This is a genomic window from Bacillus sp. FSL K6-1000, assembly GCF_038630785.1.
Lineage (GTDB): Bacteria > Bacillota > Bacilli > Bacillales > Bacillaceae > Bacillus > Bacillus safensis.
Window position 1 is genome coordinate 1,908,685 of record NZ_CP152042.1, and the last position, 25,944, is coordinate 1,934,628.

A 25,944-nucleotide genomic window follows, 5' to 3' on the forward strand; every position below is an offset into this window, starting at 1 on the left:
CCCCCTTATATGACGAATAGGTCCATAAATGCTGGTACTGTTGTTGTTTTTAATTGATTTGGATTTTGGCAGAGTGACACAATTTGATCTACTTGTTTTTGTGGAAATCTTGTCTTTAAATGATAGAGCCATTTCTTTTCAAGCAGCGGAATGCCTTCCTGTCTTCTTCTGCGATGACCAAGCGGGTATTCAATTTCAATTCGGTCTGTCATCGTCCCGTCTTTAAAGAAAATTTGTACACAGTTTGCAATTGATCTCTTTTTCGGATCTAAATAATCCTCTGTATAACGCTTATCCTCTTTCACAACCATTTGATCACGCAGACGATCAATGGCCGGATTTTGCGCCGTTTCTTCTTCATAATGGTCAGCTGTTAGCTCACCATAAATCAGTCCAATGGCTGTAATATACTGCAAGCAATGATCACGGTCTGCCGGATTATAAAGCGGCCCTTTCTTATCAATAATCCGAATTGCTGACTCATGTGTCGTAATCTCTACCCGATCAATTTCATCTAAACGATCTTTTACCGCGTCATGCAGCATCACAGCCGCCTCAGCAGCAGTCTGCGCATGGAACTCAGCAGGATAAGCAATTTTGAAAAGAACATTTTCTATGACGTATGATCCAAGAGGCTGGGCGAGCGTAAGCGGTTTTCCTTTCATAAGAACATCTTCAAAGCCCCACTTCTCTGCACTAAGCGGCGTTTGATAGCCCATTTCCCCTTTTCGTGTCATCATTGCCAGTCTCACTCCGCGGCTTGTTGCATCCCCTGCTGCCCATGATTTCCTCGATCCTGTGTTTGGGGCGTGGCGATATGTTCTAAGCGGGGAATTATCAACAAACGCTTGTGATAACACATGCTGGACTTCTTCCTTTGTTCCGCCAAGCATTGCACATACAACTGCACTTGTTGCCACTTTGACAAATAACACATGGTCCAATCCATTTCGATTCAGACAATTTTCTAAAGCGAGCACACCTTGAATTTCATGTGCCTTGACGATTGCATGCAGTACGTCATTCATCGTTAGCGGCTCTTCTCCGTTTGCAAGACGATTTCTGCTAATATAATCACTTACAGCTAATATTCCGCCTAAGTTATCTGACGGATGGCCCCACTCCTGTGCAAGCCATGTGTCATTATAATCTAACCAGCGAATCATACAGCCAATATTAAAAGCCGCTTGAACAGGATCTAGCACAAACGAAGTGCCGGGAACTCTTGCTCCGTTAGGTACAACTGTTCCAGGTACGATGGGACCAAGGTGCTTCGTACATTCTGGAAAATTGAGTGCCAGCATACCGCACCCGAGCGTGTCTATGAGCACATAACGCGCGGTTTCAATGGCCTCTTTGCTCGTAATTTCTCCGTCTACTGCATAGGCAGCAATTTCTTCTAATAGCTGATCTGTTTGATTGGCGACTGCTGTTTTGTTCATATTCATTCCCCCGTTTTTCCATCATCATTTGAAACCTTTAATCCTCTTGGCCCTAAATACCGGACTCTTGGTCTAAAAATGCGGTTATGCAAATGTTGTTCAATAACGTGGGCTGCTAATCCACTAGCTCTTGCAGCAAAGAAAATGGGTGTATAAAGTGAAATAGGAATTCCAAGCACGTAATAAATAGGAGCGGCGTAATAATCAAGATTCGGATAGAGGTTTTTCTGCTCTTTCATGTATGCCTCTCCTGCTACACACATGTCATATAGCGTTGTATCTCCCTTTGATTCAGTAAGCGTTTTCAATGAACGTTTTAAAAGAGCGGCGCGCGGGTCCATTTTTCTCATGTATACTCTGTGGCCAAAACCCATCATTTTTTCTTTTGCGGCTAATTTTCGTTCAATGAGCGCAAGAAATCCTTCCGTTGTTTTTCCTTCAAGAAGCATGTGCATGACAGCTTCATTTGCTCCTCCGTGGAGGTCACCTTTTAATGAAGAGATCGCTCCAGTAAAAGCACCATACATGTCAGAATGCGTGGATGCAATGACTCTAGCCGCAAACGTTGAATTCGGCAGCTCATGTTCACTATATAATGTAAGTGTTTGGTCAAAAGCGATGATTTCGTCTTCGGTCGGGGTGCGTCCAGTTAGCATGGATAAAAAGTTTTCAGTGTAGGATTTGGTCTGATCTGGAGAAATAGCGGCGTCTTTTGTGAGAATATAATAGCTTCCAGCAACAATGGCCGGCAGCTGGCCTAGTAATCGAACTGCACGCTTCACTTGGCACGCTTCTGATCGATCATGTAGTGCATCATCGTACCCTGCAAGAGCAGATAAGCACGTTCTCATCGCATCCATAGGGTGAGTGGTTTTTGGCAGCTTCGTTAAAATGGTTTGAATGGTTGGATGTAAGTTCGTTTGTGAGGATATATCTTGCTGAAATTGGTGATATTCCATCGTATCTGGTAATCTTCCATAAATAAGCAGATAGGCTGTTTCTAAATATGTCTTGTTTTGTGCTAGCTCAATGAGGTCGTACCCGCGAATCACAATTTCCTCTTGCTCCACATCTAAATATGATATGGACGTTTCGCTTGCCACAATGTCTTCAAGCCCCGGTTTATACTGCAATTGTTCAGTCATCATATAACCCCCGTTTCGTCCAATTGTTGATCTCCAAACGAGCAAACGGCCAGAAATGATGTGAATCTATAGATGGGAAGATACCGTGCAAGTCGGATATCCAATTTCCATTCTATCCAAAGCACTTCATCTTGTAAATAAAAGAACGTATGTCCAGTTGGACATACGTTAGCTGTAGTATGGAGAAATCATGATATAGACAATGACGCCAGTGAGACTAACATAGAGCCAAAGCGGCATCGTCCAGCGGGCAATTTTACGGTGACGCTCAACCTGCATCTGTGCGCCTCTAAATAGTGTAATCAATGCAAGCGGTACAATAATTGCTGAAAGCACAATATGTGTAATCAAAATAAAGAAGTAAATTGGACGGATGATCCCTTCTCCTCCGAAGTGTGTATCAGCTGCCATTGAATGATATGTCACATAGGAAATTAAAAAGACAAGTGTTGTTGAAAATGCAGCAAAGATAAATCGTCTATGTGCTTTAATGTTCTTTTGTTTAATCATAATGAGTGCTGAAAGTAAGAAGATAAACGTAAAGCTGTTCATCACGGCATTCAGTAAAGGAAGAAATGTAATGTCCAGATGACTAAATTTATCTGTTTTTGGCATTAAAAATAATAAAGCGATTAATCCGTTTATGGCAATTGTTAAAATGACAACAATGCCGGTGAAATTTTTCGGTTTTTGATTCTGTTCGTTCATGTTTGAAAACCTCTCTTTATTAGTTCCGACTAAGAGTATGTTATTTAACTTTCTCTATAAAGTCAATGAATTCGCTGTCTTCGTCGAATTTTAGACAAACTTGCCGATTACTGGCGTTCTAACGGCTTGAAAGATCCATCCACTTCCTTTAGAATTGGAATTTATGTGGTTTTTATGATTTCTTATATGAAAGGAGTAATGGACTTGTCAATCTTACAGGAAACAACCAAAGATGTGAAGACGTTAGAGCAAGAATTACAGCAATTGCAGTTTCAAATGTATCGAATGCAAGAAAATATGAAAGATATTTCGAAAAAAGCAAAGATCATTGGCATTGATCAGGCAAAAGAAGACGAATGGATGATTGTCTCTGCCATTGAAAGTGCGGATACATGCAAAATCATGCTCAGCGATTGTGAAAAAGCTTTTCGCGGACAATCTGATTTTTCCTTAATCGCGGAATATCCTGAAGAAGGAAAGATTCACATTGCTGATATTAAAGGCCCTCCCGATAATGGATACGGCTCAATCTGCATGAAGCATTTAAAAGAAATCGCAAGAGAGCAGAACATTCCAGTCATCACAGGTGACCTCGTCAAAAGAGATTGGAATCACGTGGACCGCTTGATTCACTTTTATGAAAAGCACCAATTTGATGTCCAAATTAATTGGGAAGAACAAAGCGGGGAAATTTATTGGGTGGACAGCTAACGCCAAAAAACCAGCGTGTGTGATAGAATATACGCTGGTTTTTGTCGAAAATGCAAATTTTTCTGAAAAATATGTGTTTTTTTGACCAAAAAAAGGGTACAATAAAAGCATCAGGCCGCCACCTGATGCTTTCTTCCAAAAAACAATAGATTACTAGTTAAGCACTTTCACTTTGACTGATTTTACGCCCCAATTTTTCGCTTGGGATTTGCTTGGTACATGTACATCAATTTTGTTACCTTTAATTGCGCCGCCAGTATCTGCTGCGGTAGCTTCACCGTAGCCTTCAACATAAACCTTACTTCCTAATGGAATGACATTAGGATCTACTGCAATGACTTTCGCATTTGGGTTTTTGTTTAAGTTTACCCCTGTTGCAGTGATACCTGAGATGCCACCATCATTTGCTGTATAAGCCGTAGCCGTTACAGTCAATTCTTTTTGTACACTTTGACTAGCAGAAGATGATTCTGCTTTAGCTGTTTCCTTTTTAGGAGCAGCTTTTTGTGTTGTTTGCTCTTTTTGGACAGGCTCCTGTTTTTGTACAGGCTCTGAGCTTACCGGAGCTGAGCTTTGACCAGCAACACTTAGTGTTGAACCAGTCACAATTATATCTGAGTTTAAGTTATTCCAAGACTTAATATCGCTAATTGACACATTGAATTTTTGAGCGATTTTCCAGAGGCTGTCCCCCTTCTGGACTTTATACTGCTCCTGAGTTTTCTCTTTTGAAGAGATTGTCAATTTATCACCTACATAAATCATGTCTGTAGATAAATTGTTCCAACCCTTTAGGTCCTTTAGAGACACATCATTTTTTTGAGAGATTCCCCAAAGTGTATCACCTTTCTTCACAGTGATTTCCTTTGCAGAAGCTTGCTGTGCTCCAAATGCTGTTGTTGAGATTGCTGCAACAGCAACCAAGGACATAATAGTCTTCTTCATAAAGTAAATCCTCCCTTGTTAGCTTTTTATGGCGGCTAACGAGTGCTATCGTAACATATGTAAATGTCAATTCAATAACAAAACGATATGTTTTAGATTACAGTTCCTTTACATGAAACATCTCTCTCCATTGGTAAATCAGACCACAAAACAGCTCAATTACCCGCCATATCAAGGTTTTGAAAGGATCAGAAACCTCCTATTGAAAACGTGTCCAAACGCAGCGAAAAAAATTTATTTTTCTTCTTCAACCTCTTTATTTTTCTCTTTTTCTATAAATAAACGGATTTCTTCTAGAAAAACATCCCCGTATTTCTCTCTTTTTTGAGCGCCTATTCCCTTAATATGGAGTAGTTCTTCTTCTGTTTTAGGCTGAACAGCTGACATTTCCTTCAAGGTTTGATCAGAAAATACAACAAATGGCGGAACGCCCTGCTCTCTTGCCAGCTTCATTCTCACCGCTCTTAGCTGCTCAAATAATGCATCGTTTTCTTGAATCGCCTCTCTTTTAACTGCCTGCTTTTTATACACCGCCTCTTGTCCGACTAACACTTTCTTTCCTTTATGTGTCACTTTTAATGTTGGATAAGCCCCTTCAGACATGTGCAAATACTCTTCTGTAATTAGGAATTCGATGAAATCACTGATTTGCTGGGCTGATTGCTGCTTCATTAAAGCGTATGTAGGAAGACGGTCGAAACCAAGATCAAGCACTTTTTTATTTTTAGAGCCTGCCAGTACTTGAGCAATCATCATTTTTCCAAATCGCTCGTTCATTCTAACCGTACACGATAAAACCATTTGCGCTTCTCGAGTGACCTCTTCACGCTCTCTTTCATCAAGGCAATTGCTGCATTTTTGGCAAGGAGTACTTGTTGATTGATCAAAGTAGTCCATCACAAATTGCTGCAAACATTGCTCAGTATGACAGTAATCCACCATTTGTCTTAGTTTAAGCAGTTCATGCTGATAGCGCACTTCATCTTCTGTTGACTGTTCAATGAGGAAGCGCTGCATTCGTACGCCCTGCGGCGAAAACAGTAAAATACATTCACTTTCAAGACCGTCTCTACCTGCGCGCCCAGCTTCTTGATAGTAGCTTTCAATATCCCTTGGAATTTGATGATGAATGACAAAACGGACATTTGATTTATTAATTCCCATGCCAAATGCAGATGTAGCGACCATGACCTGGATGTCATCATTTAAAAACAGGTTTTGCTGCTCTTCTCTCACATCGTCATCTAACCCGCCATGATAAATGCCAGCTTTGATCTTTTGTTTCTTTAGCCGATTGTAAATGTTTTCAGCTTCTTTTCTTGTAGCTGTATAGATAATGCCGGACTCAAGCTTGTTTTTCTTCATATAATGTGTGATAAAGCGGTCACTATTTTCTCCTTTGACCACCTGAAAAGACAAATTCTCTCTAGCAAACCCAGTAAAAATGGTTTCTTCTTCGTTCATGCCAAGCTGTTCACATATATCTCGGTGGACCTTTTTCGTGGCTGTAGCCGTTAGTGCGACTATCACTGGCCTTTTTGTCAATTTATCTAAGCATTCTTGAATAAAGCGATAGCTTGGCCTAAAATCATGTCCCCACTCAGATATACAGTGCGCTTCATCAATTGCGATTAAAGGGATCGTTAACCGATCAAGTAGCTGAAAAAAACGTTCATTTTGTAAACGTTCAGGTGTGATATAAAGCAGCTGATATTCCCCATCTGCACATTTTTTCAGCCTTTTATTCATTTCAGCTGCAGAAAGTGTGCTGTTTAAAAAGGACGATCGTATGCCCATCTCATTTAGCGCATCGACTTGATCTTTCATTAAAGAAATTAGCGGGGATACAACGATCGTTGTTCCTTCCATCATCAGGGCAGGAATCTGGTAACAAACCGATTTCCCACCGCCTGTCGGCATAATACAGACGGTATCCTTCTGTTTGTTTACAATCGATTCAATGGCTTGTTTCTGTCCCTGCCTAAAGGTGTCAAAGCCAAAGTATTGTTTCAGGAGTGCTTCTGCTTGTTCTAACATCCAATTCCCTCTCCGTCTTTTGTTTTGTCTATTTTAACATACATTCCTTCTTCATCCGGCGGTCTGTGCAATTTCGTTTTTTCACAAAATAAAAAGCCATTTTCCGAAATGGAAAATGGCTTGAATCATCCTAGGAAAAGCTGCGGATGCCGTAATCTAAGTAAGAAAGTTTTAAACCACCACTCCTCAAAGTGGGTGTTTGCAGAAACGTTCCTGTCTTCCTCTCTAGGAGGCATGACATTCCGGCTTCAATATAAAACTCCCTATTACAGCTTAAAGGTTAAAACTTAATTAACATTACGCGCATCGCAGCCTTTAAACTATACTACACGAAAGTTAATTAAATTTCAAGAGATCTTTTTTCTTTGAAATACTCATTTATACAAGATTTTTGTCCACGAGTACATATGGAAACATTATTCTGAAAAAATTTAACCTTCTCATATATTGCTATTTTTCTTCCTCCACATCAACATCCTGCTCTTCCTCGAGTCTTTCATACGTATCTGAATGCATTTGATCCATTGTTTCTCTATTCGTTAAATCACGCATTTGATCGGAGAATGAACGGTCAAACTCGTTTGGATCTTGAGTTGTTTCCTCATTTTTCTTTGCACCAATTGAAAAGCGTGTATATGGAACTGCTTTTAAACGCTCATATGGGATCTCTTTTCCTGTTTTCTCACAAATCCCATATGTTCCGTCTTCCATTCGTTTCAGTGCTGCATCGATTTCACCTTCAAGTTGATCATCGACTTGATCGAGCGTTTGTTCTGTCATGCGGTCTAAATAGATGCTCCCATGATCAGCGATATGATTCCCAACACCATTTGATATCTCACTCGATTCAACGAGCATCGATTCTTCTTTCTTTTTTGATCCCTTCACATCTTCTTTTAGTTGAATCAATCTTTCGTATAAATCAGCTTGTTGTTCTTTCGTTAAGCCCACGGTCAATCACTCCTTTCTCATTACCTTCCCGCTGGAAGGGAAAAGAAAACATCAAAAAAGCCGCCGCCTATTTGGCAGCAGCTTTTTTCTCTTACAGATGGCGAAGTGCTTCTTCGATTGGTTTATCGCCTTTAATCAAGTCAAAGGACTTATTTTTCACATTCGATTCTGTTAAGCTCTCCACAAGAACAATGGCTACGTCCTCTCTTGAAATCTCGATGTTCTGATCATCTGGAATATGCTCGGCAGCTTTAATCTTTCCTGTCTTCTCCTTATGCAGCAGGGCGCCCGGGCGGACAATCGTATAGGAAAGACCAGACTGTTTTAAGTGTTCATCAGCTTTTCTTTTCGCTTCATAATAAGTTTCCATACTTCCTTGCCCTTTTCCCTGGTTCGGGTCATCGGCATTATAGGAACTGAGCATAACAAAATGCTGGATGTTTTCTTTTTTCGCTGTATCAACGAGGCGTTTTGCCCCTTCTTGATCGACCGCAATGGTCTTATCCGCACCTGTTTTTGAGCCTGAACCAGCTGCAAAGATGACAGCGTCTGCTTGTTTCACAGCATCTGTCACATCTTTTTCAAGATCACCGATGACAGGTGCTGCACCAAGTTCTTTTAGCGCATCTGCTTGTTTTTCATCTCGAATGAGAGCAAGCGGCTCATGTCCTTTTTCTTTTAAATAACGAACGACAAGTCTTCCTGTATGTCCATTTGCTCCTGCAACTAACACTTTCATAGTTCATTCTCCTTTCTGTATCTGTTTCATCTTTAACCTTTTTTGCTATCATTCAAACACTTAAGCAGAAAAAAGCCCCTCCCATCAGATGGGAAAGGCTCAGAAATGTGCGATCTATGAAAATAAGAACGAAGAATGAGAAAAGTGCATATGATCTATGTAATCGCAAGATTGATCAGCAAAGATGTTTTGTCAAAATGGCTTGCACATCACTCAAATCAGTCTCTTTGGAAAAGTCGAGTTCAAATACTTTTGAGCTTGTGACAAGCAGCATACCTGTGTCCTGATCAAACACGCCAGCTTCTTGAATGGCAAAACTTTCAATTGATCGATACGGCAAGGAGACCCTGACTTTCTTCTTAGAAAATACGCGGTTATCGCCAAAGATCAGTCGTTTATTTGTAAAGCAAATTTGGTCGTGACGCAGTCTGTAAACAGCCTCAATTCTTTCCCCTTCAATCAATAAGGATTCGAATTTCTTATCATTTTGTTTACTGACAGAAAAAATACCCACGTAAACCCCCTCTTCCTGCATCAAATTCCTTTATGACAAAACGGCCACACGGCTCTGTGGGTACGTTTTATTCTCACTTATAGAATACGCTATAAATGATCGTTATTCCATTACGAATAGATTAAATTTCATTTAACTTTTTCTTTTTGATCCGATGCTCTTTCCTCTATTTATTTAGACTGTTAAAGCAGGAAAAAAGTTTCAGTTCTTTTCGAGAAAAAATGCTGAATCATTCCAATAAAAAAACAGTGATTATGCCAAATCACTGTTTTTAAATGCCTATTCGTCTTTTGGTGTATCAATCGTTCCCTCGGCATACACATCGGAAATCTGTTCAAGCGTAATCGCCATATCAGCATCTTCGTGTTCATGCCATGCATTTTGATTTTGCTGCTCGTCATTTTGCTGCTTTTTCATCATCATCACCCTTTACTGTTTTTCTTAGTATGAGTGATGACCCTCAAAATCATTCAGCCGAAATATCTTCGAAATACTCCTTGTAATACCCGCCTACTTTACCCGTATTATCAACGACAAACAGGAATTCCTCTGTTTCATTTTTCACTTCATATGTGCTTCCAACCGTTAATGCCCGGTCGACCATATATTTTTTCGCATTTGTATGTACACATTTTACTTGTTTTAACGTTTGAGCTGTTTGCCAGTTTTGATGGATCATGATTTAAAAACTCCTTTTTTCATCTATACATTTATTGTAGCCAAATTTTCGCGAAATGCAATGAGTGTTATGGATTGCTTTCAAACATGTCGTGTAATATGATAATTGTATACGTTTACATTTTTGTGCGTATACTGTTTCGTTGCATGTCCGCTTTTCTCACCTAGAACTCGCAGAAAACAATCCATATCTTTAAGGAGGTTTGTTTATTTATGAGCTCTACAACACTTCAAATTAGTTCAAAACTCGAATCTTTTCTCCAAGGGACGAAAAAACTCTACATTAACGGTCAGTTTGTCACAAGTCACGATAATAAAACCTTTGCTACTCCTAACCCAGCCACAGGCGAAACCCTTATTGATGTATATGAAGCAGGTGAAAAAGATATTGATGAGGCAGTAAAAGCTGCAAAAAAAGCCTTTCATGGTCCTTGGCGCTCAATGTCTGCCGCTGAACGCGCCCGCCTCATGTTCAAGCTTGCTGATTTAATGGAAGAAAATCAAGAAGAGCTTGCACAGCTTGAAACTTTAGATAATGGAAAACCGATTAATGAAACAACAAATGCAGATATCCCCCTCGCTATTGAGCACATGCGCTATTATGCAGGCTGGACGACAAAAATGAATGGACAAACCATTCCTGTCAGTCAAGGATATTTTAATTATACCCGCCATGAGCCGGTTGGCGTTGTAGGACAAATCATCCCATGGAACTTCCCGCTGCTCATGGCCATGTGGAAAATGGGTGCCGCACTTGCAACAGGATGCACCATCGTTTTAAAGCCAGCCGAACAAACTCCACTCTCTGCTCTTTATTTAGCAGAATTAGTGGACAAAGCCGGCTTCCCAGAAGGCGTGATTAACATCGTTCCTGGATTTGGCGAAACAGCCGGAAATGCCTTAACTGAACATCCTGATGTGAACAAGCTTGCCTTCACAGGGTCAACAAGCGTTGGAAAATTAATTATGGAGAAAGCGGCTAAAACCATTAAGAGGGTCACATTAGAGCTTGGCGGAAAATCACCGAATATTATTTTACCTGATGCTGATTTAAAGAAAGCCATTCCAGGTGCTTTAAATGGCGTCATGTTTAACCAAGGTCAAGTATGCTGCGCGGGCTCCAGAGTCTTTGTTCACCGGAGCCAATATGATGAAGTGGTCGATCAAATGGCCAAATATGCAGGATCCCTCAAACAAGGCGCTGGTCTTCATCAAGATACACAAATTGGACCTCTTGTAAGTAAAGAACAGCACGAACGCGTATTAGGCTATATTGAAAAAGGTAAATCCGAAGGGGCAACAGCCGTTGTCGGTGGCGATTGCCCTTATGAGGCTGGCTATTTCGTCTCCCCTACTATTTTTAAAGATGTAGAAGATGAAATGACCATTGCCAAAGAAGAAATTTTCGGACCTGTTTTATCTGCAATTCCTTACGATTCCATTGATGAAGTGGTCGAACGGGCCAACCAGTCTGAATATGGATTAGCAGCAGGACTTTGGACAGAAAACTTAAAGCATGCCCACGATATTGCTGCACGTCTTGAAGCAGGAACAATTTGGGTCAACTGCTATAATGTCTTTGATGCCGCCTCCCCGTTTGGAGGATATAAGCAATCAGGTCTTGGCAGAGAAATGGGGTCATATGCCCTTAACAACTATACAGAAGTTAAAAGTGTATGGATTAATCTCCAAGACTAATGACGCCAAGAAAGCCGGTGACCCTGTCATCGGCTTTTTTTGTGTTTGCATGTGACAGGCCGGCTCCTGAATATAGTATGAAAGGAAAGGAGCATGGCCGCATATGCAAGATTTTCAATTGAAAGTAAACGAATTTATCGAAGAATTGCACATACAAATGCAGCGAAGACAAAGAGAAGATGGCGCCTTTGTTTTCTGCTTTGAAGGTCCTATGATGACAAATGCTTTTTTGATTATGCTGTTAAAGGCTGTCGGTGATTCAGATCAGGCGTTGGTTCATCAATTAGCAGAAGCGATACGCGAAAAACAAAATGAGGATGGGTCTTTTTCTTTGTATCATGATCAAACGGGACATGTAACTGCCACTGTGCAGGGCTATTGCGGAATGCTCGTATCAGGCAGGTTTCAACAAGATGAGCCTCATATGGAAAAAGCAGCGCAATATATACGTTCAAAAGGCGGATTAAAGAACGTTCACTTTATGACAAAGTGGATGCTCGCCGTCAACGGCATGCACCCTTGGCCGTATTTCTATGCACCACTTTCCTTTTTACTCATCCCTACATACTTTCCGCTGCACTTTTATCATCTTAGTGCATATGCAAGAATTCACTTTGTACCAATGATGATCGCACTCAACAAACGATATACCTCTCATGAGACATTTCCAAGTTTGGCACACCTTGATGCAAACATGTCTAAGAATCCATTTGACTGGTTTATGGCAAGAGAAGAACGTTCCGCTCAACACTTTCTGACTTACATGCGGTCGTATACAGCACTCGACAGCCGGCTGGACTTTTTCGGATATGAAGCAGCAAAGCGATATATGTTTGATCGCCTTGAAAAAGATGGCATGCTGTACAGCTATTTAAGTGCCAGTATTTTTATGGTCTATGCACTTATGAGTCTTGGGTACTCCCCGGGACATCATCTCATTTTAAAAGCAGTCAAAGGCATGAAAAAGCTAGTCACTGTCTGTCAGGGCAGAATGTATGCAGAAAATTCCACATCCACAGTTTGGGATACAGCGCTTGTCAGTTATGCTTCTCAAAAAGCTGGCAAAAAACAAGAAGACCCAGTCATCACTAAGTCTTTCTCATACTTGCTGAACCGGCAGCAAATGAAGAAAGCAGATTGGGCGATTCATAACCGTCATGCTGCCCCGGGAGGCTTTGGTTTTTCAGATATCAACACAAATAACCCTGATTGTGATGATACGCAAATTGTCTTAAAAGCCATTCCGCGAACATACGCACCAGTTCAATGGAAACGAGGATTTCATTGGCTTCTTTCCATGCAAAACCGTGACGGCGGATTCTCTGCTTTTGAAAAAAATCAAGATCACTTCCTGCTTCGACATCTGCCGCTTGAATCTGCGGAGGATGCAGCGATCGATCCATCGACTCCCGATATTACAGGCCGGGTGCTTCATCTCATTGGTCTTGAAGAGAAAAACATGTCACCACCCGTTCACAGGCAAAAAGATCAATGTGTCAAGTGGCTCCTAGATCATCAAGAGAAAAATGGATCATGGTTTGGCAGATGGGGTGTTTGCTATATTTATGGAACGTGGGCAGCATTAACAGGACTAAAAGCGGCCGGCATCCCCTCCACCCATCCTGCTGTTCAAAAAGCGTGCCAATTTTTAAAGCAGATTCAACGAGAAGATGGCAGCTTCGGAGAATCGTGTAAAAGTGCAGAGGTAAAAACGTATGTCCCCCTCCCGTTTGGCACAGTGGTTCAGACGGCTTGGGCAGCAGAGGCACTTTTACAATATGAGAAGCCAGATGACAAAGCGATTTTAAAAGCCATCTCATTTTTGATCCATCATCAGCACACGAGTGAAGCCTTGCACTATCCAGTGGGCATTGGCCTGCCAAAGCAATTTTACATCACCTATCATAGCTACCCATTTGTCTTTCCCATGATGACTTGTTCTACATTTTTAGATGAAATGAGGCGTAAGAATGAATAAGGAACAGTATCGAATGCAGCTCAAAGAGTGGCTTAGCTCCATTCAACCCGCGATTCAAGATGACAACATCCGTCAAAAAGTAGACCATTTATGGTTTTCAATGGATGATGAACATTCCAGTGAACAAGAGTGGTACGAACTGGCAGAACGTATTTCTGAGGACATGAAACCACAAGAAGACATGCGAGAGGTAGCAGCGGGAAATCATAAGCTACCTCCTCTCCCTTACCGGTATGATGCACTAGAACCGTTTATTTCAAAAGAAATTATGTATTTGCATCACCAGAAGCATCATCAATCATATGTTGATGGTTTGAACCAAGCTGAGCTTGCATTAAAAAATGCAAGAAGAACCAATGATTTTAAAATGATCAAGCATTGGGAAAGAGAGCTTGCCTTCAATGGTGCGGGGCACTATTTACATTGTATTTTTTGGTTTTCCATGAGTCCTTCAGGAAAACGAAAGCCCACTGGACAAATGCTTCGTCTCATTGAACAATCATTTGACAGCTATGACGCATTTAAATCTCAATTTTCAGCAGCGGCCAAACAAGTAGAGGGTGTCGGCTGGGCCATTCTCGTTTGGGCGCCCAGATCCCAGCGATTAGAGATTTTACAAGCAGAACGCCATCAATTTTTGTCACAATGGGACGTAATCCCTCTTTTAGCCCTTGATGTATGGGAGCACGCCTACTATCTTCAATATCTGAATGAAAAACCGAAATACGTAGATCGTTGGTGGAATGTAGTTGACTGGCGTGAGCCAGAAGCAAGGCTTAAGCAAGCACAGCAAGTGAAGTGGACCCCTTTTTAAGACGATGCTCCATATAGGCTCATGCTTATATGGGGTGTTTTTAGTTTACATAATTAAATTATTAACACCTTTATAAAGAACGGGTTGTTTTTTCAGAAAATTCGTTTAAAATAGGAAAGATATGTGAGGAAAGTGAGATGAAGCAATGAATGAACATTCTTTTAACCATTAGTCAATTTGCAGGAAGAACCTTCGCAATCTGGGTCATTATCTTTGCATGTCTTGGATTTGCTTTTCCTGACGTATTTTCTCAGATTGGACCGTATATCCCTTTTTTACTAGGAATCATTATGTTTGGGATGGGGCTTACGTTATCAGGTGAAGATTTTAAGGAGCTTTTTCGTAAACCTCTTTATGTGCTAATCGGTGTTTTGGCGCAGTACACACTCATGCCGCTTATCGCCTTTTTATTAGCTTACGGATTACGGCTGCCATCTGAAATTGCAGTAGGCGTTATTCTTGTGGGCTGCTGCCCAGGCGGTACTGCATCCAATGTCATGACCTTTTTGGCAAAAGGCAATATGGCATTATCCGTAGCGGTCACAACTATATCGACCCTTCTTGCTCCCTTTTTAACGCCTCTTTTTATTTTTATCTTTGCAAGATCATGGTTGCCTGTATCACCGGAGGCATTATTTTTGTCGATTGTCCAAGTTGTGCTTATTCCTATTATCTTAGGGGTTATTGTTAAGGTGTTTTTCAAAAAACAAGTAAACTATGCGGTTCAAGCATTGCCGCTTGTATCTGTTGCTGGAATTGTGGTGATCATTGCAGCGGTTGTCAGTGCAAATAAAGAGCAGATTCTTCAATCTGGTTTGCTGATATTAGCCGTTGTCATTTTACATAATGGGCTCGGTCTTTTATTTGGTTACCTGATCGCAAAATGGTGCAAAATGGATATTTCTTCTCAAAGAGCGATTTCGATTGAAGTAGGCATGCAAAACTCCGGGCTTGGTGCAGCCCTTGCAACAGCACATTTCTCACCGCTCGCAGCCGTACCAAGTGCGATTTTTAGTGTGTGGCATAACTTATCTGGTTCCTGGCTTGCGACGTATTGGTCAAAACGAGGACAACCTGACAGTGAAAAGAAAAAAAGCTAGCACCTGTTAAGGTGCTAGCTTTTATAATGGAAGATTATCCTTCAAGCAATAGCTGCTCAGGATCTTCAAGCAGGTTTTTAATCGTAACAAGGAATCCAACTGCTTCTTTACCATCGACAATACGGTGGTCGTAAGAAAGAGCTAAATACATCATCGGACGGTTCTCAAAACGTTCTTCATCAATCGCCACCGGACGAAGCTGAATTTTATGCATTCCTAAAATTCCAACTTGCGGGCTGTTTAAAATCGGTGTTGAAAGCAGAGAACCAAATGTTCCGCCGTTTGTGATCGTAAATGATCCACCTTGTAACTCACTAAGAGCCAACTTGTTATCTCTTGCTTTTTTCGCAAGATGACCAATTTCTTTTTCAATCCCTGCAAATGACAATCTGTCTGCATCACGGACAACTGGTACGACAAGACCTTCGTTTGCAGCAACAGCGATGCCGATGTCATAGAATTTCTTCAAGACAAGCTCATCACCTTGAATTTCTGCGTTAAGCAGCGGATATTTCTTCAGTGCTGCTACAACTGCTTTTGTAAAGAAGGACATGAAGCCAAGCTTGACATCATTTTGTTCTAGGAAGGCATCTTTACGACGCTTTCTTAAATCCATCACAGCTGTCATATCGACTTCATTAAATGTCGTCAGCATCGCAGCCGTTTGTTGAACTTCAACTAAACGTTTTGCAATTGTTTGTCTGCGGCGTGACATTCTTTCACGTTCAACTGGCTTTCCTGGTTGTTCAGTTTGCACCGCCGCATTTGCTTTTGGCGCGGCTTTCGGTGCACTTGCAGGTGCTTCATTCTTTTGATAAGAAGCGACATCCTGCTTTCGTACCCTGCCCAGCGGATCTACGGTTGGAATCTCAGATAAGTCTAATCCCTTCTCTCTCGCTAGTTTTCTAGCTGCAGGAGAAGCGATGGTTCTGCCATTACCAGCTTTCGGCTCTTCTTTCACTGCTTCTTCTTTTTGAGCAGCTGCCGGTTCTTCTTTCGAAGCTGGTGCAGAAGCTTGCTCAGGTGCTGGAGCTGCGGACTCGCTTCCGCCAGCTTCACCTGCTGCAATCGTTCCGATGACCTCTCCAACTTGTACAGTGTCACCAGAATCTTTGAGCACTTCTTTTAATACACCAGATTCTTCAGCAGTCAGTTCGACATTGACTTTATCTGTTTCAAGTTCCAGCAGGTACTCCCCCTGCTCCACATAATCGCCCGGCTGCTTTAGCCATTGAGCAATCGTTCCTTCCGAGATTGATTCCGCTAATTCAGGTACTTTAATTTCCGCCATTTTTCATTTCCCCCTTAGTTTTTGCGAGTCAAGCTATCAGATACAATTCGTTCTTGTTCTTTTTTATGCACAGTTGGATCACCCTCAGCCGTACTTGAACGTCTTCTTCGGCCGATGTAACGTACTTTTACTTTTTCAGGCGCAATTTCACGTAAATATGGCTCAATGTATCCCCAAGCTCCCATATTTTGCGGTTCTTCTTGCACCCATACGATTTCTTCTAAGTTTGTCAGCTTTGTTAGAATTCCTTTAATATCTTTGGCTGGGAACGGATACAGCTGTTCCACTCTTGCAACGTGAAGCCAATCTTTCGGCTCTTCCATTTGAGTAAAACGATCACTAATATCAATGGATACCTTCCCGCTAGATAGCACGAGACGCGATACTTTTTCGTGATCATGTACAAGACCTGGCTGTTCAAGAACTGGACGGAACTGTCCATCCGTTAATTCTTGGACTTCAGACAATGTGTTCGGGTTACGAAGCAGACTCTTCGGTGTCATAATGACAAGCGGACGAATCTCTTCACGAAGCAGCATTTTCGCCTGTCTTCTAAGAATATGGAAATATTGCGCTGCACTTGTCAGATTCGCAACTGTCCAGTTATTCTCAGCAGCTGATTGCAGGAAGCGCTCTGTTCTTCCACTTGAATGCTCAGGACCTTGTCCTTCATATCCATGCGGCAGCAGCATCACTAAACCTGATTTTTGTCCCCATTTTGCACGGCCAGCTGAGATAAATTGATCGAAATACACTTGAGCCGCATTTGCGAAGTCTCCGAATTGAGCTTCCCAAATCACTAACGTTTCAGGAGAATAAACATTATAACCATATTCAAATCCGATGACTGAGCCTTCTGACAGTGGACTGTTATGAACAGTAAACGATGCATTTGCATCACTCAGTTCATGAAGAGCAATAAATTCATCACCCGTTTGACTGTCGTGAAGAACAAGGTTTCTTTGAGCGAAAGTACCACGCTCTGAATCCTGTCCGGTCATTCGAATTGGCGTACCGTCTTTTAATATAGATGCAAATGCGAGTGCTTCCCCAAGTGACCATTCTACTTTACGGTCATCTGTAAACACTTTTGCACGTTTTTCAAGGATCCTTTTCAGCTTACCAAATACTTGGAAATCATTCGGCCAGCTGATCAATTCTTCATTCAGCTTTCGCAATACATCAAATTCTACTGATGTATCCACTGCTGGGAAGCCGTTTGATACAGGCTCTGGCAGTTCGATTTCTTGAATCGTATGCTCTTTCTTTGAAGGCACCTTTTTATAGGCTTCTTCTATTTTTGCCGTCACAGCCTGCTCGATTTCTTCACGCTGCTCTTTTGTCAAAAGACCTTCTGAGACAAGTTTATCTGCAAAGATATTCTTGACCGTTTTGTGCTTTCTGACCGCATCGTACAGCATTGGCTGAGTTGTAGAAGGCTCATCCATTTCGTTATGACCGTATCTGCGGTAGCCGATCAAGTCAATAAGGAAATCCTTCTTGAAACGTTTGCGGTATTCTACAGCTAGCTGAACAGCCGCTAAACACGCTTCTGGATCATCTGCATTGACGTGAACAATAGGAATCTCAAACCCTTTTGCAAGGTCACTTGCATATTTCGTCGAACGAGATTCATTGCTTTCCGTTGTAAACCCGATCATATTGTTGGCAATAATATGGATGGTTCCGCCCACTTGATAGCCTACAAGTTGACTTAAATTTAATGTTTCTGCCACAATTCCTTCTCCAGGGAATGCTGCATCCCCATGAATTAAGATGGCTAACGCTTTTTCAACGTCTTGAACTGGATAGCCTTTTTGAGTACGTGATTCCTGAGCAGCACGCGTGCTTCCTTCAATGATTGGATCAATGAACTCCAAGTGACTTGGGTTATTAGCAAGCGTGACTCTCGCACTCTTTGTATCTTCGTCTTTGATTTGACGGTCAGCTCCAAGATGGTACTTAACATCCCCTGTCCATCCATAGCTGATGCCGATAGAGCCTTCTGATGGAACAAGCTCTTTATTTGGCGCATGCTGGAATTCTGAGAAAATGATCTCATATGGCTTCCCTAACACATGTGCTAATACATTTAAACGGCCTCTGTGTGCCATTCCAATGTTAATATTTGAAGTCCCTTGTGTAACGGACTCTGAAATAATTTCATCAAGTACTGGGACAAGTGCGTCTAAACCTTCTATAGAAAAGCGCTTTTGCCCAACAAATGTTTTATGAAGAAACTGCTCGAACTGCTCAACTTCTGTTAATCTCTTGAATACAGAAACTAGTTTATCTGATGGTTTTTTCTTAAATAGTTCACCAGACTCGATTGATTTTGAGAGCCAGTTTCGCTCTTCGAAGTCATGTACGTGATCAAACTCAAATGAAATGGTACGCTTATACGTATTTCTCAAATGGTTAATGGCTTCTATGCCGTTTGAAATGTGTTTTGGTGCATCCGGACTAATAATAGATATCGGAATATTCTTGACATCTTCTTCTGTTAAACCGTACTCCTTTAAAGGAAACAGTTCTTGTAATTCCTTTTCTTTGCGAAGAGGATTGACGGAAGCATTTAAATGGCCATACGTTCTGATGTCTTCTGCCAGTTTAACGACTGATGCTATCTTTTGGATTTGTTCAGAAGTAACTACGCTATTTTCTTTTTTCCCAATTTCCTCCTTCATTTCACTCGGTGGTGCACCAAGTTCATCAAATATGCCTCTTAGATCTTCATCAACACTAGTAGGATCCTGGACATACTGATCGTAGAGCTCGAGCACATAGCCGAGGTTCGGACCATGAAATTCTTCCCAACTCAACGGTTGTTTCACATCATTTTGAAACATTTTGAACACTACCCCCAACTTTGATCATCAAGTGATTGAACACTATCTCGATATAACTTCCAGAACACAATGACCAAATTTATGTAATAAAACGCTTCCAATAATATTCTACCACTGTTTTGGATTACTTTCTACATTCTTTGTTCAATTAAAGATAAAAAATTCACAGAAAAACAAAAAATTTAAATCATTCCGAAAAATAATTTAAAGAAAGGGGCAAAACCTTATGCCCCAATGCTTTTATGCAGCAGTTTCTTCAGTAGTGGATATAAAACATCTGGCAATGTATCGACATCTGGTACAAAAATGCTGAACTTGCCATACATATCTTGAATGGTTTTCATCTGTGCTTCTTCTATCGGCGAATTGGATAAAAACACATTGATCACTTCAATGCCCTTTTTCCTCGCTTCAAGAACTGCTTCATGCGTATCGACAATCCCATTTTGTTCGTAGCTGAACGCAGCTGGCTCTCCGTCTGAAAAGACAATCAGAAACTTTTGCTCTTCTCTTCGCTTTAAAATCATCTTTGTCATTTGACGAATCGCATAACCATCCCGGTTATCCTCTTCTGGCTCAAGAGACATAATAGAAGGCCCTGCATCAAATAAAGAATCTTTGAACGACACGACTGTGTTGAAGTAGTTTGGCTGACTTGTTTCTGTTGCGTCGTTTGTATCTTCCCAAAACCCAACAATTTGATGTGGGACTTGTACGGATTTTAACGCTTCATGAAATAGAACAATGCCTTTTTTCGTCTCGTCCATCTTGTCAAACATGCTCGCTGAACAGTCTACTAATAAGGTGAAAACAGCATCAATCTGAGAAGACGGTGCTTGTTTTTTATAGAAAAGACGCGGATTAGACTCTGTAAAGTAGCGAATCAGCTTTTTGCTGAGACGTCCCGCATGAAGGTCCGTTTTAGGCCAAGATTTTTTATGTTCAAGAGTTTTTTGGATCATTTGTTTTAAGCGTTTTTGGTAAGGCTCAATTTCCTTCGCATGCTGCTTGTATACATTGATTTGTTCTGGCATAGGCGGATCTGGTGAAATCATGACTGGAAACGCATATTTGTTCTCTTTTCCATTTTCATGACCGTCTGCTCCGCTTTCTTCACCTTCAGCCTCTTCCAGCGCCTCAAGCTTTGAATAATCTTTTCGGTGTGTTTGCTTTGCAGAGCCTTGTACAGTTCCGAGTGCCTGATCTCCGTCATCGCCTTCTCTTGCTGCATCCTTACCAAGATCACTTTTACCGCCATGCTCTAAATCAAATTGAAGGAAGCTTTTTGATGGCGCTTCGGTTTCTCGATGCCATACTTCCATGTACTCTTGGTGAATGTCTTCATCGCCTTCTTTTTCCCGGTCGACTTTGATGTCCTCACTTAATTTAGGTTTTCTTTTTAAGTCATGGAACAGTGGTTCTTTTGCCGCTTGTTCATAGTCCAATTCAGGGAAGAAAAAGTACGTATTCAGCATGTCCTTTTCAAGCAGCTCATCAAAGCCTTCCATCAATTCTTTGACAATAGCTGCAATGTCTGCTGTTGAACCCGCATCATACACACGTTCAAGACTTGACTCAATAAACGGAATCATCGGATTGATCTGCTCATGAAGAGGCGGAATCTCTTCGAGCGGAGAATCAGCTGTCAGCTTCACATAAATCGCACAAAAGAGTGCATCCGTTAAAATGCTTCGTTCCTGGTTAATCGTTAATTGTGTCTTAAAGTGACGCCGGTACAGCTCTCTTCTTCGTTTAAATACCTTTTTTGTTCCTGGGCGGCCATGTTTAATCCGCTCTTCAATCCGGATATCTTCAAACAGCATAAACAATTGTTTACATATATCAGGAATGGATAATGTATGCGCATAGCGAACGATCTCCTGAAATACAGTAAGATCACTATAAACGGTCCCTACTGCACGAAGGAACACATCACTTTTCAGCCCTGCTAGCATATCTTCTTGTTTACGATCATCCCAAAAATGACTGATAAAAATTTTCTTTTCAAACGGTTCATAGTAGGACTGCACACCGTATTCAAGCTCGACATCATCACTTTTTGCTAACGTTTTAGCTAAATCCGTTAATTCCATAAATAGAAATGAATCGATTCTGCTGTCATTAAATTTGATAAATTTCACAAGTCAGAACCTCACTCGAATAATGTTTGGGCGATATTTCTTACCGCTGCTTTTTCCCGGTCATCTTCCAGTTTTTCAACAATCCCTCGTTCAACGGCACGAAGCGGCGGGATGTATTGCGCAAGATCACAAGTATCTAGGAGCGCGCGGATGGATGCTGCTTCTTCACTCACCTGTCCGTTATGAGCTTGTGTAATAAGGTCTGATGAGAGCTGAACGAATTGATCAATTAACCGCTCATCCTTTAAAACAGATTGAGATTGCAGCACATCTTTCAGGATACCGCCGCCGATATATGGAACGTCAATGACAACAAATCGGTTTTTTAACGCTTCATTTAGAGGCACTGTGCCTACATACCCTTCATTGATTGCCGCAATGACGCCAAAGCCTTCTTCTGCTCGAACAACCTCACCTGTAAATGGGTTTGTCATCATTTTTCTGTAGTCGAGTACACCATTTAAAATAGGCAGTGTTTCTGGCTTTGCCATGTTGATTTCATCAATATATAAAAGATGGCCTTTTTTCATTGCTTTTGTCACAGGTCCTTCAATGAATTCAATCGAAGCCACCTGACCATCATTGTGAATGGTTTTATAGCCAATCAAGCTTTCAGCATCAAGATCAACCGAGCAGTTCACACTGTGCATCGGCTGCTGAAAGAAAGCGGATAATGTTTCTGCTAGTTTTGTTTTACCTGAGCCGGTCGGCCCCTTTAAAAGAACGTTTTTTCCTAGTGCTAATGCAATCATGGCATCTTGAATGATAGAAGTATCCTGTGATTCATAGCCGCCTGTTCCAATAAGTGGACGAAATTCTTCTTCCAGCACTTTTGCTTTTGCTTCAATCATTGCTTGAATTTCTTCTGGGAGTGATTGTTCGTTAAACATGTATGATTAATTCCTCTCTTCGATCATTTTCCTCACCAAGTATACTAAAAAAACCTTTATGCACTCAATACATAAAGGTTAGACTTCTGTTATTTCACCATTTCTTTTGTGATCGCTCCGCAAGCGATGCGTTTCCCTGAGTTTCCAGAAGGGTTACTTAAATAATCATCTGCTTCTGCATGAATGATAAAGCTTCGCCCATTTTGATCGATTAATTGATTTGGGCCTCCCTTTAATGTCACATCTGGTACGTTCACGACAACATCAATTTGTCCATCTGCCCCTACCTCTAAATTAGGCATATCTCCAGCATGATGCCCTTTTGGATTGTCAAAACCATGCTCTCTATGGGTTGGATTAAAGTGAGCTCCTGCCGTTTCAAAATCTGGCGTTTCACATATTCCTGTTTCATGAATATGAAAACCGTGAGGACCTGGCGGCAGCCCTTTCGCTTTCACATGCAAATCAAGCCCATTTTCTGAGGATTCTCTGATTTCAATGCTTCCTATTTTTTGCCCGCTTTCGTTTATGAGTGACGTTGTGACTGGTGATTGTTTAGGTGCGGCAACTTCGCTTGTTTCTTCTGTCATTTCTTTTTTCGGCGGTGCATGACATGCTGACGCAGTAAAGACCAAACATATCATGATCATCCACACTGACTTTTTCATTTATGACTGCCCCCTTTTGTTATCAGTATGGACAATCACAGCAGCGGGCAAACAAAAAAAGCCGAAAATCGGCTTTTTTTAGAAGAAACGTTTTGCACCTAAGTAGGCTTTTTTCCAATATGGGTTGCTTAGGTTCGAGATCCCTACTCCATTGTCACTTGCATGAAGGAAATCTCCCCCGCCAAGGTATAGTCCCATATGAGAAGGGCCCGCTTTATACGTTGTAAAATAAACAAAATCTCCAACTTGTGGTGTGCTAACAGAAGTCATCATATTCCAGTAGCCTGCTGTGCTTAGTCTGGATACAGATGAAACTTTGTTAATGAGATAGTAAACAAAGCCGCTGCAGTCAAATCCTGCTGGAGTATTACCACCCCATCTGTAAGGAACGCCTGTCAGCTTTTTCCCCTCTTGGATCATTGTCGTGATCTTTGCGTTCATTGGTACATCGTTTTTGTTATTGTTGACCGGAGTTGTTGAACCGTTAGACGTAGAACCGTTCGATCCAGTTGAGCCGGAAGCTGCACCATTAATTTTTAATACTTGTCCAATTCTAAGCACATCACTTTTCAAGCTGTTGGCTGTGCGGATGGATTGAACCTGTACTTTGAATTGATTCGCAATTTTCCATAACGAATCGCCTGATTTTACAGTATAAGATGTTGTTTTCCCGCTAGAAGACTGGTTACTGTTTGAATTGCTTGGTTTAGTAGGTTTTGACTGACTTGGTTTTGATGCAGCCGTCCCTTTTACTTTCAATACTTGATTCGGATAAATCATATCAGATTTTAATCCGTTCAATGTTTTGATTTCACCAATCGACATATTTAGCGAATTCGCAATTTTCCAAAGAGAATCCCCTAATTTAACCTTGTATGTACTTGAAGACGATGAACTATTTGAGTTCGTAGTCTTATTGCTTGAGCTGGAATTTGAAGATGAGTTTGAATTTGATGACTGGCTTCCGCTCGTCTTCGTGCTGCCAGATACCTTTAGCTTTTGACCAGGACGAATCAAGTCGCTGTTTAAGCTGTTTAGGCTTTTTAAGCTCGCAACTGACATTTTATGATTTTTTGCAATCAGCCATAAAGAATCTCCAAGCTTTACAGTGTAGCTGGAAGTCGTTGAAGCACTTGATTTCTTCGTTGCTTTTGATCCTGTTGATGAACTGGATTTCTTGCTTTTTCCGCCAGGAATTTTCAAGCTTTGTCCTGCGAAAATCATTGTCGTTTTTAATTGATTAAGAGATTGAAGCTCCGAAATACTTGTATTGTACTGTTCGGCAATCTTCCAAAGTGAGTCACCGCTTTTCACCTTGATCGTCTGTGCTTCTGCCGGTGCAGCAAACACAGCTGAGCCAGCGATCGCTGAAACTGTGAGGCCGGTTACTACTTTTTTCTTCATAAAGAAATCTCCGCCTTTCGTAATTTGGTTCATTAAGACTTATGTACTAGTTTCGAGTTTAGCATTTAATGGTTCTGCTTCTCTTGCACTATTTTATCTTTATTTCTATTATATTACTCGACATGAAGACGTTGGGCAATAACAAATAGGCTAAAGCAGCCAACTCAAAATGCTAAAAAACAAAGCCATATCGTTTCTATCGGCTGTTTGTTTTATTTATAAACATTTTTTAAGGAATTTTTAAGTTGACGTTTAGAAATTTGTCAAAACAAGCACGCTGCTAGTTTCATAGTTCTATTCTACATGACAAATTTTTCTGTATCAAATGACTTTTTGCTTAATTAGCTATTTTTTCTCCACAAATAAAAAAGCATCCTTCCGAATGAAGAATGCAGCGTTCGTTTTTATTTTCTTATTTCCGGATCTTTTACGGTAAGCGGATAAAGCACGCCTTCTTTCGCAAACGACATTTTTCCCGTTTCTTCTGATACGACAAGAACAAGTGCATCGGTCATACCAGAGAGTCCGATCGCTGCCCTGTGCCTTGTGCCGAGCGACGGGCTCACTTTTTTTGATGTAAGCGGCAGCACATTTGCAGCAGAAACAAGTGTATTTTCTTTGACTAAAAGAGCCCCATCATGAAGTGGATTTCCCGGGTAAAAAATGCTTTCTATTAAGGAAGCACTAATTTTCGCATGGAGGTTTGTCCCTTTTTGAATAAAATCCTCAACCTCATCCCTTCTTTGGATCACAATGAGTGCACCATGCTTTTGTTTTGATAAATGCTCAATGGCTAAAGAAAATTGAGCAAATCCTGGTGTGAATTCTTCCATATACGCTTGCAAATAAAACGACGAAGCCTCTGCATGCATTTCATTAAACTGATCATGCAATGATTCGAGATCACAAAGTAAGCACTGCTCTGTTTCATCAAGAGAATCAATGATGTCACTTGCATCCTTCTTAATGTTCATCAAGTGTGTTCTCATTCCTGCTTTAAATATGACTTCTTCGTTCGTCCGGTGGATCATCTGACCTTTTCCCTCCTTCTTTCGCTTGTTGTTATAAAATAGCAAATTGTGCACATTCTATTTGTATGGAGGTGAGCTTAATATGACCATTCAGAAAATCATCCAATATGCTTGCAGCATTTTAGGTGTTGTCAGTCTTTCTTTTATTTATGCCCAAATGTTTAAAAAAACGAAGCCATCTAAGAAAAATAATCCGACGGAGAATTGATT

At 41.1% G+C, this 25,944-nt stretch carries 23 protein-coding genes and 1 other RNA gene; 6 read left to right on the forward strand and 18 right to left on the reverse strand.

From position 1 onward, the window contains the following. Positions 1-5 precede the first annotated feature (5 nt). From MHI46_RS09620 to MHI46_RS09630, 3 genes are all read right to left on the reverse strand, one after another. The gene (locus tag MHI46_RS09620) at positions 6-1,442 is read right to left on the reverse strand and encodes a bifunctional 2-methylcitrate dehydratase/aconitate hydratase (RefSeq protein ID WP_058837916.1); all 1,437 of its coding nucleotides are present in this window, start codon (positions 1,440-1,442) and stop codon (positions 6-8) included. A gap of 2 nt (positions 1,443-1,444) precedes the next feature. Continuing rightward, the gene (gene mmgD / locus MHI46_RS09625; RefSeq protein WP_260776093.1) at positions 1,445-2,587 is read right to left on the reverse strand and encodes a citrate synthase; all 1,143 of its coding nucleotides are present in this window, start codon (positions 2,585-2,587) and stop codon (positions 1,445-1,447) included. Positions 2,588-2,755: 168 nt separating this feature from the next. Further along, a complete protein-coding gene (locus tag MHI46_RS09630) occupies positions 2,756-3,295 on the reverse strand; it encodes a DUF420 domain-containing protein (RefSeq protein ID WP_024422676.1) in 540 nt (179 codons plus the stop codon). Positions 3,296-3,493: 198 nt separating this feature from the next. Here MHI46_RS09630 and MHI46_RS09635 point away from each other — a divergent pair, with 198 nt between their 5' ends. Continuing rightward, entirely contained in the window at positions 3,494-4,006 is a 513-nt protein-coding gene (locus MHI46_RS09635) for a GNAT family N-acetyltransferase (RefSeq protein ID WP_039183160.1), read from the forward strand. Between the two features lie 153 nt (positions 4,007-4,159). Here MHI46_RS09635 and MHI46_RS09640 read toward each other — a convergent pair whose 3' ends face one another. The 8 genes from MHI46_RS09640 to MHI46_RS09675 all read right to left on the reverse strand — a co-directional run bounded on the left by MHI46_RS09640 (position 4,160) and on the right by MHI46_RS09675 (position 9,871). Continuing rightward, entirely contained in the window at positions 4,160-4,951 is a 792-nt protein-coding gene (locus MHI46_RS09640) for a 3D domain-containing protein (protein ID WP_039179273.1), read from the reverse strand. A gap of 234 nt (positions 4,952-5,185) precedes the next feature. Beyond that, complete coding sequence (recQ, locus tag MHI46_RS09645) at positions 5,186-6,988, reverse strand: DNA helicase RecQ (protein ID WP_039179275.1); 1,803 nt, start codon at positions 6,986-6,988, stop codon at positions 5,186-5,188. 133 nt (positions 6,989-7,121) lie between these two features. After that, a non-coding RNA gene (ssrS, locus tag MHI46_RS09650) (6S RNA) lies at positions 7,122-7,306 on the reverse strand. A gap of 132 nt (positions 7,307-7,438) precedes the next feature. Continuing rightward, positions 7,439-7,939, reverse strand: coding sequence for a TraR/DksA C4-type zinc finger protein (locus tag MHI46_RS09655; protein ID WP_047203851.1), 501 nt, complete (start codon positions 7,937-7,939; stop codon positions 7,439-7,441). A gap of 91 nt (positions 7,940-8,030) precedes the next feature. Further along, positions 8,031-8,678 (reverse strand): SDR family oxidoreductase, encoded by a 648-nt coding sequence (locus tag MHI46_RS09660; RefSeq protein ID WP_144490250.1) that lies wholly within the window; start codon positions 8,676-8,678, stop codon positions 8,031-8,033. Positions 8,679-8,853: 175 nt separating this feature from the next. Further along, positions 8,854-9,192, reverse strand: coding sequence for a PH domain-containing protein (locus MHI46_RS09665; RefSeq protein WP_024422682.1), 339 nt, complete (start codon positions 9,190-9,192; stop codon positions 8,854-8,856). A gap of 279 nt (positions 9,193-9,471) precedes the next feature. Beyond that, on the reverse strand, positions 9,472-9,609 hold the full coding sequence (locus MHI46_RS09670) for a YozQ family protein (protein ID WP_080967843.1): 138 nt from the start codon (positions 9,607-9,609) through the stop codon (positions 9,472-9,474). 49 nt (positions 9,610-9,658) lie between these two features. After that, a complete protein-coding gene (locus tag MHI46_RS09675) occupies positions 9,659-9,871 on the reverse strand; it encodes a DUF6501 family protein (RefSeq protein WP_024422683.1) in 213 nt (70 codons plus the stop codon). A 212-nt stretch (positions 9,872-10,083) separates the two neighbouring features. On the opposite strand from MHI46_RS09675, the gene MHI46_RS09680 reads away from it, so the two are divergent. The 4 genes from MHI46_RS09680 (at position 10,084) to MHI46_RS09695 (ending at position 15,460) form a co-directional block, all read left to right on the forward strand. Continuing rightward, positions 10,084-11,568 (forward strand): aldehyde dehydrogenase family protein, encoded by a 1,485-nt coding sequence (locus MHI46_RS09680; protein WP_039179283.1) that lies wholly within the window; start codon positions 10,084-10,086, stop codon positions 11,566-11,568. Between the two features lie 103 nt (positions 11,569-11,671). Further along, on the forward strand, positions 11,672-13,546 hold the full coding sequence (locus MHI46_RS09685; protein WP_342502808.1) for a prenyltransferase/squalene oxidase repeat-containing protein: 1,875 nt from the start codon (positions 11,672-11,674) through the stop codon (positions 13,544-13,546). Further along, positions 13,539-14,360 (forward strand): superoxide dismutase, encoded by an 822-nt coding sequence (locus MHI46_RS09690; RefSeq protein WP_126681687.1) that lies wholly within the window; start codon positions 13,539-13,541, stop codon positions 14,358-14,360. Before MHI46_RS09685 ends, MHI46_RS09690 begins: the two co-directional genes overlap by 8 nt. A 149-nt stretch (positions 14,361-14,509) precedes the next feature. Continuing rightward, positions 14,510-15,460: a bile acid:sodium symporter family protein gene (locus tag MHI46_RS09695; RefSeq protein WP_251180390.1), complete on the forward strand. Its 951-nt coding sequence runs from the start codon at positions 14,510-14,512 to the stop codon at positions 15,458-15,460. 34 nt (positions 15,461-15,494) lie between these two features. Here MHI46_RS09695 and odhB read toward each other — a convergent pair whose 3' ends face one another. From odhB to cdaS, 7 genes are all read right to left on the reverse strand, one after another. Then, the gene (gene odhB / locus MHI46_RS09700; protein WP_039179294.1) at positions 15,495-16,751 is read right to left on the reverse strand and encodes a 2-oxoglutarate dehydrogenase complex dihydrolipoyllysine-residue succinyltransferase; all 1,257 of its coding nucleotides are present in this window, start codon (positions 16,749-16,751) and stop codon (positions 15,495-15,497) included. A 14-nt stretch (positions 16,752-16,765) separates the two neighbouring features. Further along, a complete protein-coding gene (sucA, locus tag MHI46_RS09705; protein ID WP_039179296.1) occupies positions 16,766-19,600 on the reverse strand; it encodes a 2-oxoglutarate dehydrogenase E1 component in 2,835 nt (944 codons plus the stop codon). Between the two features lie 224 nt (positions 19,601-19,824). After that, positions 19,825-21,741 (reverse strand): VWA domain-containing protein, encoded by a 1,917-nt coding sequence (locus MHI46_RS09710; protein WP_059375531.1) that lies wholly within the window; start codon positions 21,739-21,741, stop codon positions 19,825-19,827. A gap of 11 nt (positions 21,742-21,752) precedes the next feature. Continuing rightward, on the reverse strand, positions 21,753-22,631 hold the full coding sequence (locus MHI46_RS09715; protein WP_024428332.1) for a MoxR family ATPase: 879 nt from the start codon (positions 22,629-22,631) through the stop codon (positions 21,753-21,755). An 89-nt stretch (positions 22,632-22,720) separates the two neighbouring features. Then, positions 22,721-23,299, reverse strand: a complete 579-nt coding sequence (locus MHI46_RS09720) for a superoxide dismutase family protein (RefSeq protein WP_260773845.1) — start codon at positions 23,297-23,299, stop codon at positions 22,721-22,723. A 78-nt stretch (positions 23,300-23,377) separates the two neighbouring features. Then, positions 23,378-24,703, reverse strand: coding sequence for a peptidoglycan endopeptidase (locus tag MHI46_RS09725; RefSeq protein ID WP_260773847.1), 1,326 nt, complete (start codon positions 24,701-24,703; stop codon positions 23,378-23,380). Positions 24,704-25,107: 404 nt separating this feature from the next. After that, on the reverse strand, positions 25,108-25,734 hold the full coding sequence (gene cdaS / locus MHI46_RS09730) for a sporulation-specific diadenylate cyclase CdaS (RefSeq protein WP_058838914.1): 627 nt from the start codon (positions 25,732-25,734) through the stop codon (positions 25,108-25,110). 82 nt (positions 25,735-25,816) lie between these two features. Here cdaS and MHI46_RS09735 point away from each other — a divergent pair, with 82 nt between their 5' ends. Further along, on the forward strand, positions 25,817-25,942 hold the full coding sequence (locus MHI46_RS09735) for a hypothetical protein (RefSeq protein ID WP_008359993.1): 126 nt from the start codon (positions 25,817-25,819) through the stop codon (positions 25,940-25,942). Positions 25,943-25,944: the final 2 nt, after the last annotated feature.

Coding starts and splice junctions, on each gene's coding strand:
- MHI46_RS09620 (WP_058837916.1), bottom strand. CDS start 1,442: ATGAACAAAACAGCAGTCGCCAATCAAACAGATCAGCTATTAGAAGAA.
- mmgD (WP_260776093.1), bottom strand. CDS start 2,587: ATGACTGAACAATTGCAGTATAAACCGGGGCTTGAAGACATTGTGGCA.
- MHI46_RS09630 (WP_024422676.1), bottom strand. CDS start 3,295: ATGAACGAACAGAATCAAAAACCGAAAAATTTCACCGGCATTGTTGTC.
- MHI46_RS09635 (WP_039183160.1), top strand. CDS start 3,494: ATGGACTTGTCAATCTTACAGGAAACAACCAAAGATGTGAAGACGTTA.
- MHI46_RS09640 (WP_039179273.1), bottom strand. CDS start 4,951: ATGAAGAAGACTATTATGTCCTTGGTTGCTGTTGCAGCAATCTCAACA.
- recQ (WP_039179275.1), bottom strand. CDS start 6,988: ATGTTAGAACAAGCAGAAGCACTCCTGAAACAATACTTTGGCTTTGAC.
- MHI46_RS09660 (WP_144490250.1), bottom strand. CDS start 8,678: ATGAAAGTGTTAGTTGCAGGAGCAAATGGACATACAGGAAGACTTGTC.
- MHI46_RS09670 (WP_080967843.1), bottom strand. CDS start 9,609: ATGAAAAAGCAGCAAAATGACGAGCAGCAAAATCAAAATGCATGGCAT.
- MHI46_RS09675 (WP_024422683.1), bottom strand. CDS start 9,871: ATGATCCATCAAAACTGGCAAACAGCTCAAACGTTAAAACAAGTAAAA.
- MHI46_RS09680 (WP_039179283.1), top strand. CDS start 10,084: ATGAGCTCTACAACACTTCAAATTAGTTCAAAACTCGAATCTTTTCTC.
- MHI46_RS09685 (WP_342502808.1), top strand. CDS start 11,672: ATGCAAGATTTTCAATTGAAAGTAAACGAATTTATCGAAGAATTGCAC.
- MHI46_RS09690 (WP_126681687.1), top strand. CDS start 13,539: ATGAATAAGGAACAGTATCGAATGCAGCTCAAAGAGTGGCTTAGCTCC.
- MHI46_RS09695 (WP_251180390.1), top strand. CDS start 14,510: ATGAACATTCTTTTAACCATTAGTCAATTTGCAGGAAGAACCTTCGCA.
- odhB (WP_039179294.1), bottom strand. CDS start 16,751: ATGGCGGAAATTAAAGTACCTGAATTAGCGGAATCAATCTCGGAAGGA.
- sucA (WP_039179296.1), bottom strand. CDS start 19,600: ATGTTTCAAAATGATGTGAAACAACCGTTGAGTTGGGAAGAATTTCAT.
- MHI46_RS09715 (WP_024428332.1), bottom strand. CDS start 22,631: ATGTTTAACGAACAATCACTCCCAGAAGAAATTCAAGCAATGATTGAA.
- MHI46_RS09720 (WP_260773845.1), bottom strand. CDS start 23,299: ATGAAAAAGTCAGTGTGGATGATCATGATATGTTTGGTCTTTACTGCG.
- MHI46_RS09725 (WP_260773847.1), bottom strand. CDS start 24,703: ATGAAGAAAAAAGTAGTAACCGGCCTCACAGTTTCAGCGATCGCTGGC.
- cdaS (WP_058838914.1), bottom strand. CDS start 25,734: ATGATCCACCGGACGAACGAAGAAGTCATATTTAAAGCAGGAATGAGA.
- MHI46_RS09735 (WP_008359993.1), top strand. CDS start 25,817: ATGACCATTCAGAAAATCATCCAATATGCTTGCAGCATTTTAGGTGTT.